A 17,298-nucleotide genomic window follows, 5' to 3' on the forward strand; every position below is an offset into this window, starting at 1 on the left:
ACGCCTAGGAACAAAACCCGGGGCACTTCATACCGGCATTCCTCTCAAACTTGGCCTCTGTTCGCTATGAGCGTTGGGGCACAGCGCCTAAGGCGCATACGGAAGCTGGGTTAACATTTACTCATGTCTGTTTCTGAGCTGTCCACCAGTACCCAGAACTATTTGAAAGCTATCTGGGGGCTAAAGGAATGGTCATCCGAGCCCGTTACCGCCACACTTATAGCGAAACAGCTGGGACTCAAGCTCTCCTCGGTCTCCGATGCAGTGCGCAAAATGTCGAAGCAAGGGCTCGTGTCACACACGCCCTATGGCTCTGTGGAGTTAACCGAACTTGGCAGGCAGTACGCATTGGTCATGGTGCGCCGCCACCGATTGCTTGAGTCTTTTTTGGTTCAAGCATTGGATTATACGTGGGACGAGGTCCATGATGAAGCCGAGAATCTTGAACACGCGGTGTCTGACATGCTCATAGAGCGCGTGGATAAGTTCCTCAATTACCCCACTAGGGATCCACACGGCGACCCTATCCCTACGGTTGATGGACAGGTCACTATCCCCAGTGCGCACCGTCTCACCGACAGCGGCGCACAACCGCAGGTGACCGTGGAACGCATTTCTGATTCCGACCCACAACTGCTGGCCTTCCTCAAAGAGCAAGGCATCGTCATTGGGGCTGTTCTTACCACGCGCGAAGGAACGCCCTTTTCAGAATCGCTCGAAGTACAGGTAGCCGACAGTACTCAGTGGGTAGTACTTGGGCGCCCAGCTACGGACGCAGTGTTTGTAGCACACCACAGCCTGTAGTCTTTCCCTTTCTCATTAATCCTGTCCCTACCTGCCCTTTTAAAAACTACGGTGCGGCGTAGTTTGCAACTACGGTAGTACGTAGTTAATCTTTTCGATCATCACCTATCCCACTTATGGCTAAGGCCAGGATGAGCAGGATTGTCATGTCAGACTCACCAGATTTGGTGTACTTTTCTAGCGTTTCTGAAAACACAAAAAGATTCGTCGAACGCTTAGATAGACCCGCAGTGCGCATTCCACTGCGGCCCAAGAAAACCGGAATGATCCAGGTTTCACACCCGTACGTACTCATCGTTCCAACCTACGGCGGTGGCTCGCTCAAACGCGCAGTCCCCAAACAGGTCATCGACTTCCTCAATGACCCAATCAACCGTTCCTTTATCCGGGGCGTGATTACCTCAGGCAATACCAACTTCGGAAGCGCTTACTGCGTCGCCGGCCGCATCATTTCCGCTAAGTGCCACGTTCCAGAGCTGTATCACTTCGAGCTACTCGGCACGCAGAAGGACGTTGCCGCTGTAAAGCAGGGCCTTCACAAGTTTTGGGAGCAGCAAAGCAACTAACAATTACACCCCATTGATTTCCCACAAAATGAAGACCACATCCGCAACACACAGATTGGAAACCACAATGCCGCCACTTAAGGCCACCCCCACACAGCCCATTGGCCCTACGCCCCGCACCGCTTCAGCAGACGATGCCGGCGGTGTCGGTAAGCGCAAGAGCTACCATGCACTCAACGCGCAGCTGAACCTATTCGACGATTCGGGAAGAATCCAGTTCGACAAGGACATTGAGGCAACACAAGACTTTTTAGCGCACCATGTCACTCCCCGCATGCATCAGTTTGAATCCACCAAGCAGCGCTTGGAGTGGTTGGTTGATAACGAATACTACGAGCGGGAATTCCTTGAGCTTTATGATGACGATTTTCTGTGCACTATGTACGACAGAGCCCACCGAGCCAAGCATCAGTTCCGCACTTTCCTCGGCGCATTTAAGTTCTTTACTTCATACGCACTGAAAACCTTTGATGGCTCGCGATTTCTGGAAGGCTACGAAGAACGCGTCGCCACCACAGCTTTGTACCTTGCACAGGGCGATGAAGAGCTTGCGGAGAAGCTGGTGGATGACATCATGACCGGACGCTTCCAGCCCGCCACCCCTACTTTTCTCAACGCAGGAAAAGCCCAGCGTGGCGAAATGGTCTCCTGCTTCCTCCTTCGCATCGAAGACAATTTGGAAAGCATTGGCCGCAGCGTGAACTCTGCACTGCAGCTTTCAAAACGCGGCGGTGGTGTGGCCTTGTTACTGAGCAATCTGCGCGAATCCGGAGCCCCAATCAAAAAGATTGAGAACCAAGCTTCCGGCGTAGTCCCAGTCATGAAAATTCTGGAAGATAGCTTCAGCTATGCCAACCAATTGGGCGCTCGACAGGGCGCTGGAGCCGTCTACCTGCATGCGCACCATCCAGATATTCTTCGTTTCCTGGATACCAAGCGGGAAAATGCCGATGAGAAAGTCCGCATTAAGACTCTTTCGCTGGGAGTTGTTATTCCAGATATAACCTTCCAGCTGGCCAAAGAGAACAAGGATATGCATCTTTTTAGCCCGTATGACATCGCTCGCGAGTACGGCGTAGCCATGTCTGACATGTCTATCACCGAGTATTACGACGAGCTGGTTTCCAATCCGCGAATTTCTCATACGACTATCAAGGCCCGCGAGTTTTTCACCACGCTGGCTGAGCTTCAGTTTGAATCTGGATACCCCTACATACTCTTTGAGGATACGGTCAACCGCGCTAATCCCCTCAAAGGACATATCAATATGTCCAATCTGTGTAGTGAGATCCTCCAGGTCAACACGCCATCCACCTACGGCGCCTCAGGTAACTACACCACCGTTGGCCAGGACATTTCCTGCAATCTAGGGTCGCTCAACATCGCTAAAGCTTTTGAATCACCGGACTTTGGGGAAACTGTTGAAACCGCGGTGCGCGCTCTCACGAAGGTCTCAGACCTAACAAATATCGAAGCTGTTCCTTCCATCGCTCACGGTAATGCATCCATGCATGCCATCGGGTTGGGCCAAATGAATCTCCACGGTTTCCTGGCTTCCAAGCGTATTCCTTATGGCTGCGCCGAAGCACTGGACTTTACAAATATCTATTTCCTGACCGTGACCTATCATGCGCTCCGTGCATCCCATGCGCTAGCGGTTGAGAAAGGTCAACGATTCACTGGCTTTGAAGAATCCACCTATGCCACTGGCGTCTACTTCGACAAGTACATCGACCAAGACTGGGCGCCGGCCACTGACCACGTAAAACAGCTATTCCATGAGGCTGGCGTGCAGATTCCTCAACGCGAGGATTGGCTACGGCTCAAGAACCAAGTGATGCAAGACGGCATCTACAACGCCTACTTGCAGGCAGTTCCACCCACTGGATCAATTTCCTACATCAATGACTCCACCGCGTCCATACACCCGATTGCCTCCAAGATTGAAATACGCAAGGAAGGCCGCTTGGGGCGCGTGTACTACCCCGCACCGGAAATGACCAACGACAACTTGGAGTATTTCGATGACTCCTACACCGTGGGGTACAAAAAAATCATCGACACCTACGCTATGGCCACCCAACACGTGGACCAAGGGCTTTCCCTGACTTTGTTCTTCACCGCTGACACCACTACGCGGGACATCAACAAGGCACAAATCTATGCCTGGAAAGCCGGAATCAAGACCTTGTACTACATCCGTTTACGCCAACCTGCACTCCAGGGAACCGAGGTCGAAGGCTGCGTTTCCTGTGCTCTGTAGGAACACGGTCCTTCCTTCATTCACAACCATCCATCAAGAAAGAAAGAAGCTATGTCTTCAACATCAAACACTGCTGAGCTAACCAGCATCTCAGTTACGCCGCCAAGTTACCGGCATGACCCTTCAGCCCGCATCCGCGCCATCAATTGGAATCGGGTGAGCGATGAGAAGGATCTTGAAGTGTGGAACCGCCTCACCGCCAACTTTTGGTTGCCAGAAAAGGTTCCACTTTCAAACGATCTCCCGGCGTGGCAGAGGATGACACCGGAGGAACGCAACCTCACCATGCGGGTGTTCACGGGACTCACCACCCTGGACACCGTCCAGGCCACTGTGGGCGAAATCTGTCAGATCCAAGATGCCCGCACCGAGCACGAGGAGGCCGTGTATACCAACATCGCCTTCATGCAATCAGTCCATGCCCGTTCTTACTCTTCAGTGTTTTCTACTTTGAGCAGTACGAAAGAAATTGATGAGGCATACCGCTGGGCGGTGAATAATGACCTTCTCCAGGCACGCGCCAAAAAAGTGCTCACTCATTATTTTGGACCCGATCCACTCAAGCGCAAAGTGTCATCGACGCTGCTTTCCTCGCTGCTTCTCTACGCGGGTTTCTATCTTCCCCTGCATTTTTCCGTCCACGCCACCCTGACAAATACGGCAGACATGATTCGCCTCATTCTGCGTGACAAGGCAGTGCACGGTTACTACTCAGGCTACAAGTACCAGCGCGGACTGGAAACGTCTGCTCCACAACGGCAACAGGAGATGCATGATTTCACTATTTCCTTGCTCGAAGAGCTTTATGCCCTAGAGCTGGATTATTCCGGCGAGCTATATGAGCCGTTGGGGCTCATGGATGATGTAGCTGTATTCGTTCGCTATAACGCCAATAAGGCGCTCATGAATTTGGGCTACCCGGACTACTTCCCACCTGAAGAAACGGAAGTGAACCCGGAAATCCTCGCTGCCCTAGCACCTGGAGCAGATGAAAACCATGACTTCTTCTCCGGCTCCGGTTCCTCCTATGTCATTGGCACCGCTGAAGAAACGAGTGATGATGACTGGGATTTCTAAACCGTTTCCACGACCAGACCAAGGAAGCTGGCTTGAGACCATCGCGCTGTTTGAAGCCATCCGCGAAGGAAACCAACCAGCAGCCATGCGGCTTTTGGATACGTCCGCCGCACGGGAGGCCGTCCTCGGGGGACTGTTAGGACTCATCGAACTGTACTTCCGCCATGAAGAAGACAAAGTGGATAACTTTCTTACTGCCGCCCACGCCGCCGGGCCACCGCCTGCCTTTGGCTGCAAGCCTTTTCTCCCTTGATCGCACGTACCTACGCCCAACTAAGAAGAAAGGACTTCCTATGACCACCCCACGCATTAGTGTTATCGTCGGCAGCCTGCGCCGCGGCTCATTTGCGCGCAAGATTGCACACGAAGTGCTCACAATGATTCCTGAAAACTACCAGGCAGACATCGTTGAAATCCGTGACTTGCCGCTCTATGACTTCGACTACGATGACCCCTCGGTCACGGACAAGCCCATTCCAGCTGAGTACACCACTTTCCGCGACACCATCAAGAACTCGAGCGGCGTCCTCTTTGTTACCCCGGAAAATAACCGTACTATCCCTGCCTGTCTCAAGAATGCAGTGGACATCGGTTCCAAGCCCAACTCGGATGTGGCTTGGAAGAACCTTCCCGCAGGTATCATCAGTCACTCTGTAGGCCGCATGGGCGGCTACAGTTCACAGAAGAACCTCCGGCTCGCCCTGTCCTACTTCGATATGCCGCTTCCTGGTCAGCCCGAGGTATTCCTTGGCCAATCCCCCACCCTCTTCGAAGACTCCGGCCATCTCAATGAAGGCACCGCAGGCTTTGTCAAAGACTACGTTATACGCTTCCTGCAGTTGGTCGACATGACATTAACAGCCAAGCACAGCTAGCGACGGCGACTAACCCTAGCCACCGCCCTCTACGAAGTACTTGAAGGCTTCTAAAGGGCCTTCTCAAAGACACAAACCCCGGATTCACACTCATCCTTGAGTTACCTGAATCTGAACCCAGGACGCTTCAAAAAACACCGCTCTAATTCTTCGATTTTCGCTGAATTAGAGCGGTTTTAGCGCTGTCGCTGGACACTGACCCTGGCGACATCCTGTTAGGCCGCTACAGGGCCATACAGGGCAGGGGAGACCCCCATCTACGGCTTGCCGCCGTCGGGGGGTGCTGGGCATCTACTCTTCGGGCCTGACGCTGCTCACCCTTGGGATTAAGATCTCGCGTCCGGCGGCTGCAGCTATCGACGGCGTCATTTTGACCATCGGCACCATCTGGGTCGTCTTCGTCTCCCAAAGCTTCCTTGGGCCGTTCCAGTCGTTCCTGATCACCCTCGGCGTGCCGCTGGCTAGCTGGGCAGGCATTCTCGTTGCGGACATCTTCGCCCGCACTAAGGATTACGACGAGCCGGCGTTGTACGATTCGGCAGGTCGCTACGGCGCCGTGGACTGGACCTCGATCGGGATCCTTGCCGTGTCCTCGGTGATCGGTTGGGGTCTTGTGGCCAACATGTTTGCGGAGGAAGCTTCCTGGAACAACTGGCAGGGATACTTCCTGCCACTGGTTGGGGAGCACTGGGCGGACGCGAACCTCGGTGTGCTCGTCGCACTCGTACTCTCCTTCGTGGCGGCGTGGTTTGGGCGCCGGGGCCGCATCCGCCGTCAGGAGGGGACTGCGGCCTAGGAGTCGCGCCCTGCCGTGCCCGACCCGGCGTCCTACCGCGCCGGGTTGCTGACCAAGATCCGATCCACCTGCTCGGCCAAATCTTCCGGCGCGGTGTCGAAGTCGCCGGGCAGTTCCCGATCCGCCTGCTCGAGCGCTTCCTGGTCGTGCTCGCCGGTGGCAAGGTGCGCCTCCGCCTCGTCGAGAAGCCGCTTCAACCGTGTCAGGTTGAGTTGGTAAGCACCGTCGTTTTCGGGGCCGGGGACCTCCTGGAGCCAACCCGTGCCGGTGAAGGTGGGCAGTGTCGCATCGATGATGTCGCGCTTCAGCCAGTTGGTCATGCGGGGCCCACCGAAGTTTTCCACCCGGCCCGCTGTTGCTTGGCGGACGGTGCCGGTGGGGGTGAGGGTGGGGCCAGTGGTGTCGTCTGCAAGCAACGCCACCTGCATCAAAATTTTCAGTTCTCGGGGAAATAGGGACGGGGCTTCAATGCACCCCACTGCGGCTTTGAGCAGTTCGCCCAACAACGCCTCCTTATTCGGTTGTGTTCGGACAAGGAGACATTATAAATCCGCCTCCGACACCGGGAGGCGGATTCTCGAACGGATGTGTGGTTTGTGGTTAGCGCTGCAACTTCCAGATCACGGAGTTCGTGGAACCTGCGCGCACGAGCGCGATGTTGGCGGTGTCGAAGACGTAGAGCTCACCGGTAAAGCCCGGGACAATGAACGCGGAGCCGAAGCGCTGCACCTGCAGCGGGTTGAGCTTCTTCGGCTGGCCCACAAAGCCTTGGTTCCAGCAGTGGGTGCCGGTAAAGCCTCGGCTGATGGACACTGCGGGGATGAGCTGCTCTGGAGGGTTGCACTCCGGCTGGGTTTTGCGGGCGGTGTCGGAGACGCAAATGGTTTTGGTTTCGCCGCCGACTTGGTAGGACTCGCAACGCACGTTGCCGTTCTGGTTGGAGTAGGTACCGACGTTGTTTTGTGCGGCGGCGGAGGGGGCGAGGGCTGCGGTGGCGGTAAGGATCGCGACGGCAGCGACGGTTACTGGGGCTGTACGTGTGATCTGCATAACAGAAGTATTCCAGGCTATCCCCAGCGTTGCACGCCTCCTGGCAGCGATTTCAGCACAATTCCGAGTTGTTTCGCCTGTTCCGCATAGGTTTTCACAAATTTTTCAGAACGCACTCCACCGGCGCAATAGACCACCACGTCGTCGCCTTCGGCGTACTGCGACAGTGTGCGAGAAACCGCCTCGGGGTCGTGCTCGATCTCGCTCAGCGGCAGGTGAGTGGAGTTGACCGGCAGGTCCGCAATCGCCCGCTCGTGGGGTTCACGGATGTCCAGGGCGTGAGCTTTGCGGGTAGTGATGTCGTCGAAAAGCAATCGCCCCTCGGTGCTCACGGTGCAGGCGTCGGTGTAGGTGCTCAACCGCGTGGTCAGTGGGCGCGCCGGGTCGCGGGGGACGGTGAAGCGGCGGATGGTGGTGGTCAGCGCGTCGTACATGTGCAGCCGGCCGATCTCCACCTCACCGATGCCCGCGAGGAACTTCACGGCCTCGGTGGACATCAGCCCACCCACCACGGAGGTGGTCACGCCGAGCACACCCGCGGTGGCACAATCCGGCACGGAATCCGCATCCGGCTGGGTGGGGTAGAGGTCCCGCATGCCCACGCCACCCTCTGGCGCGCCGGGGCCGGAGTGCCACAGAGCGATGTCGCCGCGGTAGCGCAGCACCGAACCCCACAGCAGCGGCGTGCCGGTGATTTCGGCGGCGTCGGCGGCGAGGAATTTGGTGGCAAAGGTATCTGAGCCGTCGATAAGTAAGTCGATGCCGTCAAGGGCCTCGATGAAGTTGTCGGCGGTCAGGCGATCCTTCACCGGCGTGACAGTGATGCCGGGCTGGAGCGCGCGCAGGCGCTCTGCGGCCACCTCCACCTTGCTGCGGCCGACGTCCTCGGCGCCGAAGAGGATCTGGCGGTGGATGTTGGTGATGTCCACGTGGTCGTCATCCCACACCGTAATGCTGCCAACGCCCGTGGCGGCCAGCGTCTGCATGACGGGGCAGCCCAGGCCACCGGCGCCGATGACCAACACGTGCCCGTCGTATAGGCGTTCTTGCTGCTCCGGGCCGAATCCGGGCAGGTTCATCTGGCGCGCGGTGCGCTTGAGTTCGTTTTCCGGCAGCACGGCCCTACAGCACCGCGTCTTCCCAGTCGGCCCAGCTGGCCAAACCGTCGAAGGTGGACGACGCCACGGCGTGCTCGCGCTTCGGGATGCGCCCAGCAGCGCGGGCCAGGCGGCCGGCCTCCACCGCGTGGCGCATCGCGTGCGCCATGGCCACCGGGTCCTGGCAACGGTTCACCGCGCTGGCCAACAGCACGCCCGAACACCCGAGTTCCATGGCAAGGGAGGCGTCGGATGCGGTGCCCAGGCCGGCGTCGATAAGCACCGGCACCTGCGCGCGCGAGCAGATCAACTCAATGTTGTGCGGGTTCAAAATGCCCAGGCCTGTGCCAATCGGGGAACCCAACGGCATCACCGCAGCCGCACCGAGATCCTCCAGGCGCTTGGCCGCCACCGGGTCGTCGGAGGTGTACGCCAGCACCGTAAAGCCCTCGTCCACGAGCATCTCGCAGGCGTCGACGGTCTCCACCACATCGGGCAGCAGCGTGCGGTCGTCCGCGATGACCTCCAGTTTCACCCAATCCGTGCCCAGCGCCTCACGCGCAAGTTTCGCCGTGATCACCGCGTCGCGCGCCGTGCGACACCCCGCAGTGTTCGGCAGCGGACGGATATTCAGGCGCTTAAGCAGGTCAAACACGCTCTCGCCCGCGCCGGTGGTCGCGGAGTGGCGGCGCATGGCCACCGTGGTCATCTCCGTCGCACTTGCCACCAGGGCGCGCTCCAGCATGTCAAAGGAACTCGCCCCACCTGTGCCCATAATCAGGTGGGATTCAAACCGCTGACCAGAAATTTCAAGCACGTCTAGCCTCCTTGGACGGCGGTGAGGATGTCCACTGTGGTGTCGTCGATAAGCGCCTGCCCCCACTGCGAGCGCGGCACGACCTCACCGTTCACCGCTACGGCAGTGCCGGCCTCAGGCGCGCCGACCTCCGCCACCAACTCCTGCACAGTCGTGGCTTGGGTGGTGGTCCTTTCACCGTTGAGCGTTAGTTGCATTCGTGCCTCCTCGGGTCGCATGCGGATAAGTTTATGAATGGTGCTTGCTTTTCGACGACCCCAGCACCACACCGAGCCCCCAACGCCGCCAGCAAAATCCCGTGCCGGAAGTAACCGGTGGACACCACGGTGCGCTCGTCGATACGACCGATGTACGGCAAATCATCCGGCGTGCCCGGGCGCGCACCGGCGCCGGCCTCGAGGAAATCGCACTCCTCAACCGCCGGCACCACCTCAATCGCATCCCGCAGCAGCTGGTGAACGCCCTGCACCTGCGGCTGGTCGCGGCCGTCCTCGCGTGTAGTCGCGCCGATAGTCAGCGTGTGGTCCTCGCGCGGAATGAGGTAGATCGGACGATCCTCCACAAACCCGCGCACCACATGGTTCAGCAGCGGGTACTGATGGTCCGGCACACGCACGTGCAGCACGTCGCCGTACACCGGGCGCAGATCCAGAAACGGCACAAGGTCACGAGCACCCAGACCATTAGCGACGACAACCTGATCCCCGTCCAGCTCGTCCGTACTATCCACGCGCTCGTACTTGAATGTCACCCCGGCATTCGCGCAGGCATCCAGGAGCGCCTTGGTAAACAAGCGCGGCTGCACCTGGTGGTCACCTGCAATCCGCACCGCACCGTTAATGGCAGGGGAGAGCGCCGGCTCAAGACCGCGCGCCTGCCGAGTGGTGACCTTCTCCACCGCCATGCCGTGCTTTTCCTGATACTCGCTCAGTTCCGCCAGGTGCGTCTTGTCCGCAACATCGCGCGCGACCACCAGCGTGCCCTCCGTGCGATAGCCCGTGGGCAAATCCGAGTACTTCGCGGTGAGCTTGATCAGATCCGGGTAGAGCGCCGCAGACGCCGCCATCAGCGGAAAGAGCGGGTCTTGCTTATAGACGACTTCAGCGGTAGGAGCGAGCATCCCACCCGCATAATGCGACGCCCCCGACACCGGTGCCGGGTCGTACACCGTGACCGCATGGCCGCGATCCGCCAACGTAAGCGCAGTGGACAGACCGATGATGCCAGCACCGACAACCGAGATATTCACAGCGATCAGGGTAGCGCTTTTGCCCGGTCCGTTTGGCCCCTTTCAAACTCCGCGACCACGCGCTCGCAATAGTCCTGGGAATTATCGGCGTGCATGATGCCGCGAACAATGGCCAACCCGTCCACGCCGGCAAGCGCCAGGTGGTACGCGTCGTCCACCGTCACGTCCCCGATGGCCACCAGCGGCACCTGGGCAGCCTCCACCAGGGGCGGGTAGCCGCCGAAGCCTAGGGGAGGCCGGCCCGAGTCCTTCGTCGGGGTGTTGCGGAAGGGGCCGCAGCCGATGTAATCGATCACGTCTTTGTATGCGTTCGCAGCCTGAACCAGTTCCATCGTGCCGGTGGTCAGGCCGATGATCGCGTCCGGGCCGAGCAGGTCGCGCGCTACCTTCACGTCCAGATCGTCTTGGCCCACGTGCACGCCGGCGATGCCGTGGTCGCGTAGTGCTAGGGCGACGTCGACGCGGTCGTCGATAAGCACCTGCGTCTTCGGGTTCACCTCGTGGACGGCCTCGGCCACCTCGCGGGCAAGGTCGTACAGGTCGCGCGCACTAATCGGCTTCGAGCGCACCTGCACCACCCCGGCACCGCCAGCCGCGGCGGCGCGGGCGCGCTCCACAATGTCGTCACCCTGGCCGGTGACAAAATAACAGCGTAAATCGAGTTCGGGTTTGCCCATAAGCTGCGAATCCATGCACATCACCCTATGCGGATTAGATCTGCAGCGGGCCGGTACGCGTCGGATGGCCCAGCGGCTCGATGTGCACGATCGTCTCCGCGCCACCAAGCGCTGCGGCGATACCTTCCTCCACCGCATCCGCGTGATCGTGGGAGTGATCCACCGTCCAGGAGCCTGGCACCTGCATAACCAGGTTGACCAAGCGGTCGCGGCCAGCCTCCGCCGTACGCACCGACGTGAACGTCACGCCGTTGTCCTTGGCATAGGCATCCAGAAAGTTATGGACAACCTTCTGCTCATCCTCGGGCAGCGTGTGCGACAGCAGCCCCAGGATCGCACCCTTGAGCAACTTGTAGCCGGTGAACAGGATGTTCAGGCCAACTAGTAGCGCCACAATCGGGTCGAGCGGCTGCCAGCCAGTCAGCCACACCAGGGCCATGCCCACGATGACGCCCACCGTGGTCCACACGTCCGTAAGCAAGTGGTGCCCGTCCGCGTTCAGGGTGGCGGAGCGGTACTTCTTACCCGCACGGATGAGCGCGACACCCACGCCGAGGTTCAGCAGCGTGGCCACGATAGAGAACGCCAGGCCGATGCCGAGCTGCTCCACCGGTACCGGGTTGATCAGGCGATCCACCGCCGTATAAATGATCACCATAGAGGCGATCAGGATGAGTGTGCCCTCCACCTGGGCGGAGAAGTACTCGGCGCGGGAGTGGCCAAAGTTGTGGTTGTCGTCCGCCGGCTTGGCTGAAAGCTTCAGCGCCCACAGGCCCACGGCGGCTGCGACGAGGTTGATCCCGGACTCCAACGCGTCCGATAAGAAACCCACAGAACCCGTCACCCACGCCGCGATTGCCTTCAGCACAATCGTGACAATGGTAGCGCCGATGGAGAGCCACATGAAGCGCTCTAAAAGTTTTTGTTCATCAACAGCTGCCCTGGTAGGGGCGGGTTCTTGGGTATTCATAGCGGGACGAATCGTAGCACTTACGTAGGCTGGTTGTCCACGTCAATGCTGTCTCATTGAAAGGAACACACCATGGGCCGTTGGGTCGTCGCAATCGCAGGTGCCGTCGTGGGCGCGCTGTTCTTCGGCTGGCTGCTGCAAATGCTCGGCGTCACCGGCATCCTTTACACCGTCGGAGTACTTATCGGGTCCGCTGTGACCTCCTCTGCCGCCGGTGCACTGATCAAGCCCGGGCGTTAACCCGGGCGCGTTGTTGTTTCCCACCAGTTAGGAACACCCCTTATGGCGCGCACACGCCGTCTCCAGTCAGACCCCTTGATTTTCTTCTCCGCCTTGGGGTTCATCCTCATCTTCGTTGCGGGCACCATCGCGTTCGGCGATACCGCCCGCGAGTCCTACGCCGCCGTCTCTGGCTGGCTGATGGACCACTTCACGTGGCTCTACGTCGGCGGTATCTCCGCCACGCTGGTCTTTTTGATCTGCGTGTTCGTCTCCCGCTACGGCAACCTGCGGCTTGGCGACGACGACGATGAACCCGAATACTCATACCCCGTCTGGTTCGGCATGCTCTTTGCCGCCGGTATGGGCGCAACGCTGCTGTTCTGGGGTGCCGCCGAACCGCTGAACCACGCCTTCAACCCGCCACGCGGCGGCTACGAATCCATGAGCCGCGACGCCATCATCCAAGCGTTCGAGTTCACCTACTACCACTTCGGCATCCACATGTGGGTCATTTTCACGTTGCCTGGTCTGGCGGTGGGGTACTTCGTCTATAAGCGCAAAATGCCCGCGCGAATGTCCTCCATGTTCGCGCCACTGCTCGGCCGCCGCGTGTACGAAGCGCCCGGCAAACTTCTCGACGCCCTGGGCATCATCGGCACCGTCTTCGGCCTCGCCGTCTCCGTCGGCCTGGGCGTACTGCAGATTTCCGCCGGCATGAACATCCTCTGGGACGTGCCCCTGGTCACCCCGGTGCAGATCGCGATCATCTGCGGCATCACCATCGCCGCCTCCATCTCCGTGGCAACCGGCCTGGACAAGGGCGTGAAGATCCTGTCCAACCTCAACATCGCCGGCACCATCGCACTGATGCTCTTCGTGCTGCTCACCGGCCCCACCCTGAAACTGCTCGGCCAGATCACCGAATCCTTCGGCATCTACGCCCAATCCCTGCCCGAGCTGATGTTCTGGGTCGACTCCTACAACGACAACCCCGGCTGGCACGCCACCTGGACCGCCTTCTACTGGGCCTGGACCATCTGCTGGTCGCCATTCGTGGGTATGTTCTTCGCCCGCATCTCCCGCGGCCGCACCGTCCGCGAGTTCATCGGCGGCACCCTGCTGCTGCCCACCGCGTTCGACCTGGTGTGGTTCTCCATCTTCGGTCGCGCAGCCATCGACATGGAAGAACGAAACCCCGGCGTGCTGACCAAACCCGTGGTGGAAGACGGCGACACCCCACAGGCACTGTTTAGCCTGCTTGCGGACTACCCGCTGTACACCATCACCGGCACCGTCGCCTTGATTGTGATCGTGCTGTACTTCGTCACATCCATGGACTCCGCCGCCCTGGTGATGGACATGTTCGCCTCCGGCGAGGAAAACAAATCACCCACCTACTACCGCGTCGGCTGGGTGGTCGCCGTCGGCCTGGTCACCGGCGCGCTGCTGTTTATCAACGACTCCGGCATCAACGCCCTCCAACAAGTCGTGATCATCATCGCCCTGCCGTTCTTCTTCATGTACTTCGTCATGATGTACTCCCTGATCAAGGCCATGAGCGACGACTCCGCCGCCGCCCGTAAGACCCGCTCCCGCACCTGGGAGAAGACCGACACCGCCGAGAAACTCGAAGAAGGCGAAAACAAACCCGCGCCGGGCTACGACGCGCAAGGCAACGAGGTGGAGCGCCCCGAACTCGAATACGACGCCGAGGACGACTCCTGGAAGTTCCCCGAAGGCTTCAAACTCGAGCGCGGCGAGCGCGACACCATTGTCGACGAACGCCGCCAGGACTAGCGCTTGGCCTAGCGCCAGGACTAGCGCTTGATCCGCATCTTGCGGTGGGGAACTCCGGTGTCCAGGAATTCCTCACCCTCGGCCACCAGTCCGAACTGCTCGTAGTAGCCGACAAGGCCGGCCTGTGCCTCGATGACCAAATCCCCGGGGAAGCGCTCCGTATACTCGATACCGGCACGCACGATCTCCGGGCCGAGGCCCGATCCGCGGTGGTCGGGGTGGACCACGAAACGCCCAAAGCGCGATCCCGTCTCGGTGGGGAAGACGCGGGCGCAGCCGGCGAAGGTGTCGTCGTCAAGCAAAGCAAGAATGTGCTTCGTCTCGGGGTTGGCGTCCTGATCATCGATCTCCGCGTACGGGCACTGCTGCTCCGCCACGAACGTATCCACCCGCAACTTGTACAACTGATGGACCTGCCGCGGCGTCATCTCATCCAGCGATAGAAACCTGATCATTTTTCGGCTCAATCCTTCCTGTCCTGCCATACGAGAGGTGGCGGTGAGCCCACTCAAACGGACCCTGCTTGCCGGCGCGCTCCAGCAGCATCGCGAGCGCGATCGTGATCGCCCACACTAGCAAGCCAATGCCCAGCTTGCCGGTCACCGTGGTGTCCAGGCCGATGCCCAGAAACGCCGGGGTGCACAGCAGCACGAACAGCACCGACTGTGCCAGGTACCCCGACATGGAACGCTTACCCAACGCCACGAACGCGCGCGCCCACCCCGGCACGTCGTTGTTCAGGCGGTGCGTGGCCAGCGCGAGTGCCGCCAGGATGCCCGGGCCCGTGAAGTAACCCAGCGCCTGGTTCAGGATGAACAGCGGCAGCTCCCACTGTGCCGGCAGCACGCCCGCGGCCGCCAAGCCCCACGGCAGCCCGATGCCCACGATGATCACCGCGGCGATAACGGTCCAGGTGATGAGGGTTTTGCGGTGCGTGGTGACGTCGATAAGCACCCGCTCCCGCGCCCACACAAACCCGATAATCGCCAGCGCCCACAACTGCAACGCCGCAACAGGCTGCATGGCCAGCATGCCCAACGCCATCTGCAGGTTTGAGGAGAAATATGCCGCTGGCGTATCAAACGTGATCGTCGGATCCGGCTGTATGATCGCCTCCGAAGAATTGAAGAAAAACGCCGAGACGCCACCTAACACCCCGAACGTGGTGAACAAGCCCAGGATCGAATACGCCACAATGCGCAACGTCTTCGTCGACCACGACAACCCCCACGCCAACAAGATGCCCACCAGGCCATACGTGAGCATGATGTCGCCATAAAACAGGCCAAGCATGTGTGCCAAACCAAACAACGCGAGCACTGCGTATCGACGAACCAACACCCGCCGCGCATCCTTCAACGGATAGTGCTTGCGGTAGAGACTGGCCGCCACCAGCCCGAAGCCGAACCCCAACAGGGTGGAGAACATCGGCAGCCCGCGCACGTGAATAAACATCGCGGCGAACACGGCGCTGACCTGGTCGATGACGCTGTCCGGGCGGACACCACCCACCGACCAGCCCGCACGCGACTGGTCCTCAGACCAATCATTCGTGATCCACGTCTGCGCCACATTGGCCATCGCGATGCCAAGCAGTGCGGTGCCGCGCGCCAGATCAGGCACGATCAGGCGCTGCTTTAGGGGCTGCGCGGGTTGCTGAGGTTGCGCGGGTTGCTGGTTCGGGTGCGGTGCCGCATGCGAATTCATGCGGCTCAACCTACACGGCTAGCCCGACACGTGCGCTACGGCATCAGCCACGGCGACACCGCCGCCAAAATCGTGCGCGTCGAATGGTCCAACACCGGATCCAAATCCGGCGCGAACAGGGGAGAGTGGTTCGCCGGAGCGCCCTCCATTTCCTTCTTGCTGCCTACCGCCCAGTAGAAGTACGGCACGCCCCAAGCTTCCGCGATGGTGGGGAAGTCCTCCGAACCCGACAACCGGCCGAAGTTGCCCGCGCGCTTACCAAACTGCTCGCGGAACACCGCCATGACCTTCTCCGTCGGCTCCTCGTGGTTACTAAACACCGGGGCGCCGCCAATGACCTCGAAGGTGGGCTCCCGGTCGCAACCCGCAATGGCGCATTCTCCTTGGACGATGCGCTTGATGTCGTCGTTAAGCTTGTCCGAAATCTCCTGCGTAAACGCGCGCGTGGACACCTTGAGCTCCACCGAATCCGGGATCGTGTTCGGCGAATCGCCGCCGTGGACCGCGCCGACCGTGACCACGCCCATCTCCTGCGGATCGATGTTTCGCGAGATGATCGTCTGCAGGCTCATGATCACCTTCGCCGCAAGCACCACCGGGTCGATGCCATGCTGCGGCATCGAGCCGTGCGAGCCGCGGCCGAAAATCGTGATCTTGGTCTGCACACACGTGGAAAACACCGGGCCGGACAGTGCGCCGACGCCATAATCGTCGATCCACGGACCCACATGCTGGCCTAACACCACATCCGGCTTGACGATCTTCTCCGCCAAACCCGCTTGCGCCATATCCACCGCGCCCGCGCCGGTTTCCTCACCCGGCTGGAACAGTGCGATAAACGTGCCCGACCACAGGTCCTTGTGCTGCGCCAACGCCTCCGCCGCACCCAGCAGGGCAGTCGTGTGCATGTCGTGGCCGCACGCATGCATCCGGTTCAGCGCCGGATCCGCCGAGTATTCCAGGCCGGTCGCCTCGCTGATCGGCAGGGCATCGAAATCCGCGCGGAAGCACACCACCGGACCCTCGCCGTTTTCCAGCACGCCGACCTTGCCCGTCTTGCCCACCGCCGTGACGGTGTAACCGATCGCGGTGAGTAGCTCCTCAATGCGTTGCGAGGTAGCAAACTCCTGCATCGACAGCTCCGGGTTCCGGTGGAACCACTTGTAAAGGTCTTCGCGCTTGTCGCGCGTCTTGTCGATCGTGTCCTCGAAACCTGCGAGGCGTCCAGTGAGTTTCGGTAAGTCAGCCATGGGCCTACCTTACGTGCCCGAAAGCACCCCCGGGTGGGTCTTCGTATGGTTGAATGGTGCCAATGTTGCCCAAGTGATTAC

Annotated in this window: 20 protein-coding genes; 9 read left to right on the forward strand and 11 right to left on the reverse strand. The window is 59.9% G+C overall.

The window, feature by feature from the left end; all coding sequences use genetic code 11:
• The first annotated feature begins 123 nt into the window (after positions 1–123).
• The 7 genes from HMPREF3171_RS12430 (at position 124) to HMPREF3171_RS03785 (ending at position 6,381) form a co-directional block, all read left to right on the forward strand.
• Positions 124–804, forward strand: coding sequence for a metal-dependent transcriptional regulator (locus tag HMPREF3171_RS12430; protein WP_022862719.1), 681 nt, complete (start codon positions 124–126; stop codon positions 802–804).
• 146 nt (positions 805–950) lie between these two features.
• Complete coding sequence (nrdI, locus tag HMPREF3171_RS03765; protein ID WP_033399510.1) at positions 951–1,370, forward strand: class Ib ribonucleoside-diphosphate reductase assembly flavoprotein NrdI; 420 nt, start codon at positions 951–953, stop codon at positions 1,368–1,370.
• Between the two features lie 67 nt (positions 1,371–1,437).
• Entirely contained in the window at positions 1,438–3,633 is a 2,196-nt protein-coding gene (gene nrdE / locus HMPREF3171_RS03770) for a class 1b ribonucleoside-diphosphate reductase subunit alpha (protein WP_052205721.1), read from the forward strand.
• A 51-nt stretch (positions 3,634–3,684) separates the two neighbouring features.
• A complete protein-coding gene (nrdF, locus tag HMPREF3171_RS03775) occupies positions 3,685–4,710 on the forward strand; it encodes a class 1b ribonucleoside-diphosphate reductase subunit beta (RefSeq protein ID WP_034666259.1) in 1,026 nt (341 codons plus the stop codon).
• Positions 4,691–4,963, forward strand: coding sequence for a hypothetical protein (locus tag HMPREF3171_RS11845; protein WP_133065267.1), 273 nt, complete (start codon positions 4,691–4,693; stop codon positions 4,961–4,963). The genes nrdF and HMPREF3171_RS11845 overlap by 20 nt, the downstream gene beginning before the upstream one ends.
• A gap of 40 nt (positions 4,964–5,003) precedes the next feature.
• Positions 5,004–5,585 (forward strand): NADPH-dependent FMN reductase, encoded by a 582-nt coding sequence (locus HMPREF3171_RS03780; RefSeq protein WP_022862715.1) that lies wholly within the window; start codon positions 5,004–5,006, stop codon positions 5,583–5,585.
• A 280-nt stretch (positions 5,586–5,865) separates the two neighbouring features.
• Complete coding sequence (locus HMPREF3171_RS03785) at positions 5,866–6,381, forward strand: cytosine permease (RefSeq protein ID WP_141743335.1); 516 nt, start codon at positions 5,866–5,868, stop codon at positions 6,379–6,381.
• 32 nt (positions 6,382–6,413) lie between these two features.
• Here HMPREF3171_RS03785 and HMPREF3171_RS03790 read toward each other — a convergent pair whose 3' ends face one another.
• From HMPREF3171_RS03790 to HMPREF3171_RS03825, 8 genes are all read right to left on the reverse strand, one after another.
• The gene (locus HMPREF3171_RS03790; RefSeq protein WP_070452108.1) at positions 6,414–6,884 is read right to left on the reverse strand and encodes a hypothetical protein; all 471 of its coding nucleotides are present in this window, start codon (positions 6,882–6,884) and stop codon (positions 6,414–6,416) included.
• Positions 6,885–6,981: 97 nt separating this feature from the next.
• Positions 6,982–7,431, reverse strand: a complete 450-nt coding sequence (locus HMPREF3171_RS03795; RefSeq protein ID WP_070422538.1) for a hypothetical protein — start codon at positions 7,429–7,431, stop codon at positions 6,982–6,984.
• A gap of 17 nt (positions 7,432–7,448) precedes the next feature.
• The gene (locus HMPREF3171_RS03800; protein WP_256388293.1) at positions 7,449–8,549 is read right to left on the reverse strand and encodes a ThiF family adenylyltransferase; all 1,101 of its coding nucleotides are present in this window, start codon (positions 8,547–8,549) and stop codon (positions 7,449–7,451) included.
• A 4-nt stretch (positions 8,550–8,553) separates the two neighbouring features.
• Positions 8,554–9,303: a thiazole synthase gene (locus tag HMPREF3171_RS03805; RefSeq protein ID WP_371327136.1), complete on the reverse strand. Its 750-nt coding sequence runs from the start codon at positions 9,301–9,303 to the stop codon at positions 8,554–8,556.
• A 44-nt stretch (positions 9,304–9,347) separates the two neighbouring features.
• Positions 9,348–9,542: a sulfur carrier protein ThiS gene (thiS, locus tag HMPREF3171_RS03810; RefSeq protein ID WP_070483059.1), complete on the reverse strand. Its 195-nt coding sequence runs from the start codon at positions 9,540–9,542 to the stop codon at positions 9,348–9,350.
• Positions 9,533–10,594 (reverse strand): glycine oxidase ThiO, encoded by a 1,062-nt coding sequence (gene thiO / locus HMPREF3171_RS03815; RefSeq protein ID WP_070483061.1) that lies wholly within the window; start codon positions 10,592–10,594, stop codon positions 9,533–9,535. The genes thiS and thiO overlap by 10 nt, the downstream gene beginning before the upstream one ends.
• A 5-nt stretch (positions 10,595–10,599) precedes the next feature.
• A complete protein-coding gene (locus HMPREF3171_RS03820) occupies positions 10,600–11,271 on the reverse strand; it encodes a thiamine phosphate synthase (protein ID WP_070483064.1) in 672 nt (223 codons plus the stop codon).
• A 34-nt stretch (positions 11,272–11,305) separates the two neighbouring features.
• Entirely contained in the window at positions 11,306–12,241 is a 936-nt protein-coding gene (locus HMPREF3171_RS03825) for a cation diffusion facilitator family transporter (RefSeq protein ID WP_070483067.1), read from the reverse strand.
• 72 nt (positions 12,242–12,313) lie between these two features.
• Between HMPREF3171_RS03825 and HMPREF3171_RS03830 the strand changes: the two genes are divergently transcribed.
• Both HMPREF3171_RS03830 and HMPREF3171_RS03835 read left to right on the forward strand, forming a co-directional pair.
• Positions 12,314–12,481, forward strand: coding sequence for a glycerol dehydrogenase (locus tag HMPREF3171_RS03830; RefSeq protein ID WP_070422543.1), 168 nt, complete (start codon positions 12,314–12,316; stop codon positions 12,479–12,481).
• A gap of 42 nt (positions 12,482–12,523) precedes the next feature.
• Positions 12,524–14,260 (forward strand): BCCT family transporter, encoded by a 1,737-nt coding sequence (locus HMPREF3171_RS03835; protein WP_083291947.1) that lies wholly within the window; start codon positions 12,524–12,526, stop codon positions 14,258–14,260.
• 20 nt (positions 14,261–14,280) lie between these two features.
• Here the strand turns inward: HMPREF3171_RS03835 and HMPREF3171_RS03840 are convergent, their stop codons facing one another.
• From HMPREF3171_RS03840 to HMPREF3171_RS03850, 3 genes are read right to left on the reverse strand one after another with little or no spacing between them, the layout of a single operon-like run.
• Positions 14,281–14,715, reverse strand: a complete 435-nt coding sequence (locus tag HMPREF3171_RS03840; RefSeq protein WP_070483070.1) for a GNAT family N-acetyltransferase — start codon at positions 14,713–14,715, stop codon at positions 14,281–14,283.
• The gene (locus HMPREF3171_RS03845; RefSeq protein ID WP_083291948.1) at positions 14,690–15,967 is read right to left on the reverse strand and encodes a DUF418 domain-containing protein; all 1,278 of its coding nucleotides are present in this window, start codon (positions 15,965–15,967) and stop codon (positions 14,690–14,692) included. The genes HMPREF3171_RS03840 and HMPREF3171_RS03845 overlap by 26 nt, the downstream gene beginning before the upstream one ends.
• Positions 15,968–16,002: 35 nt before the next feature.
• Positions 16,003–17,217, reverse strand: coding sequence for an amidohydrolase (locus HMPREF3171_RS03850; RefSeq protein WP_070483072.1), 1,215 nt, complete (start codon positions 17,215–17,217; stop codon positions 16,003–16,005).
• Positions 17,218–17,298 lie beyond the last annotated feature (81 nt).

The organism is Corynebacterium sp. HMSC08F01 (genome assembly GCF_001807545.1).
GTDB lineage: Bacteria > Actinomycetota > Actinomycetes > Mycobacteriales > Mycobacteriaceae > Corynebacterium > Corynebacterium coyleae.